Origin of the sequence: Armatimonas sp. (assembly GCF_043760365.1) — a bacterium.
GTDB lineage: Bacteria > Armatimonadota > Armatimonadia > Armatimonadales > Armatimonadaceae > Armatimonas.
In genome coordinates, this window is record NZ_JAYUPA010000287.1 from 1 (window position 1) to 1,975 (window position 1,975).

At 57.4% G+C, this 1,975-nt stretch carries 2 protein-coding genes and 1 pseudogene; all 3 read left to right on the top strand.

Going from position 1 to position 1,975, the window contains the following annotated elements:
• A pseudogene (locus tag ACH2EH_RS06855) lies at positions 1-281 on the top strand (hypothetical protein); the annotation flags it as partial.
• 1,079 nt (positions 282-1,360) lie between these two features.
• On the top strand, positions 1,361-1,732 hold the full coding sequence (locus ACH2EH_RS06860) for a hypothetical protein (protein WP_395140184.1): 372 nt from the start codon (positions 1,361-1,363) through the stop codon (positions 1,730-1,732).
• Positions 1,733-1,735: 3 nt separating this feature from the next.
• Positions 1,736-1,975 (top strand): cupin domain-containing protein (locus tag ACH2EH_RS06865; RefSeq protein WP_395140186.1); only part of this gene is annotated, 240 nt, incomplete at its 3' end.

A 1,975-nucleotide genomic window follows, 5' to 3' on the forward strand; every position in this document is an offset into this window, starting at 1 on the left:
AGCTCATCCGAGACTCGCGCCGCGTGATCGGCTGGGACGCGCCGTGGTTTGTGGCCCAAGTCAGCTACCACGTCCCCGGCGACGAGGCTTGCCCCGAGATTCGCGCCACCCAAGCCGCCCTCTGGAAAGAGCGCCTCGCCCTGCAAGGCCCCGATAGCGACTCCCTCAAGTCTGAGTGGCGCGACAGCGGCGGCAAAGGCGTCCACTTCAGCGGCCCCGGCCTGCGCGAACACGCTGCCCGCTGGGTAGAAAAAGTCGCCCCCTGGCTGGAGCGGCAGTAGCCTATCAAGGACACTAGAGGCATTTCTGTTATAATCCCATCATGGCATCTCGTAAGAAAAACAAAATGGCACACTCACACTGTGCCCCTTCCAAGTGGCGCTCTCAGATCAAGTTAAAGCTCCCCAACGACCTCGTGTGCTACGGAACAGAGCCGATGTGCCAGCAATCGGGAGGTCAAACTCCGGATGGTAAGGCATCAAATGCCTTCGCCGCAGATATTGCTCTACCCGCTGGTTTCAGAGAGTTGCCACGTGTGTCCGCCATCTTTCATAGCCCGAAGAACCCTCAGGCTCCACCACTAAGGCTCTATGCGGTCACGATCCAACCAGATCTCTCGCGATGTGCATTAGGAGCAACAACAGGCGGCCCACAAGTTGCCGATGACTATGTCTGCGTATACTCGATAATTGGGTCCCGGAAAAAGAAGTCTGCCACCCGCGTCAAACTAGCATGAAAGCACTGCGCGTTCTTTCGACTAGGATGGGCTGGCTTCTTGCTTGGTTTTTATTATCTACACTGAGCCGACCAGCGCTTGCAGTCGACTCTCTTGAAGAGATCCCTAAGTTTATTGCCGTTGCCCAGCGGTTCCAGGATAATTTTGGGATCGCTCTTAAGGTTTGGAGCAGCAGAGACTCCTCGGTGGGGGCAAGCTATCAAGTGACTGCCTTGAAGCCGGAGCACTTAGAGAACGTCCTGCAAGTGCTCACGTGGGTTGACGTTGAGCTTAAGCGCTACCCCGCGGGCTTTCTCAAGACGCACGGCTCCCGAAATCTTGTCCTGGCGAACGCCTATATTCCAAAAAATGCGAAAGGCTTGGGCACGGCGTACTCGCCCGCATTTATTCCTTACGGGTACGATACCTCGGGGCTTGCCCCGTTCACCGGTTTGGACACTCGCGACTCTCTCAGTCGCGGTTTCTGGCTGTCGTCTCTCAGGCCGACTACCTTGCCCGTGATACTTCGGGGCTTGCCCCGGGGTCGGTTCATTTGCGGGTAAGACCTACCTCCACCGCTGGAGCCAGGGCGATCAGCATGAGTTTACGCCCAAGGGGCAGGAGGACCTGAAAAAATGGTCGGATATGGTGACTCTGATTGTCTACCCGAAAGTCACCGACGGCGAGGGGCTTGCGGCGACAGCAAACACGGTTCTAAGCAACTACAAGGCCAGTAAAGCCACCGTGCTGCGAACCGACTCTGTCCCCAGAACCGAGAGCAAGCCCGCCGAGCACCTGATCGTCGTGCTCTTTGGTCGCCCCGAGTTTGTGGAGGTCGTGTTTGCCCGGCTCCACCTACACAAAGGCATCGGTACCGCCGTTGTGTACTCACACAGGATCTATGGCAAGAAAGCGGGCGATGCCATGAGCGCATGGCTCAAAAAGAGTGGCGCAAGTACGGAGAAAGCTCTGTTAACCTGGAACGCGATGCCAGAGTCTCTCTTGCCCAAGGCATAAGTCATGGAAAAAATCTCCCTACCCGAGAAGCTGGCACAGATTCACGAGCACTGGCGGCCCAAGGTGATCGTGGAGCTCAACGGCCAGGAAGTCAAGCTGGTGAAGTTCTGCGGTGTCTTTCCTTGGCACCACCACGAGAGCGAAGACGAGCTCTTTCTCGTCTGGCGCGGGACGATGCAGATCGAGTTTCCGGATCGCATCGTCCAACTTAGCCCCGGCGAGCTGTGCGTCGTTCCACGCGGC

Excerpts from the sequence above, each read along its gene's own strand:
- ACH2EH_RS06860 (WP_395140184.1), top strand. The coding sequence starts at position 1,361 with ATGGTGACTCTGATTGTCTACCCGAAAGTCACCGACGGCGAGGGGCTT.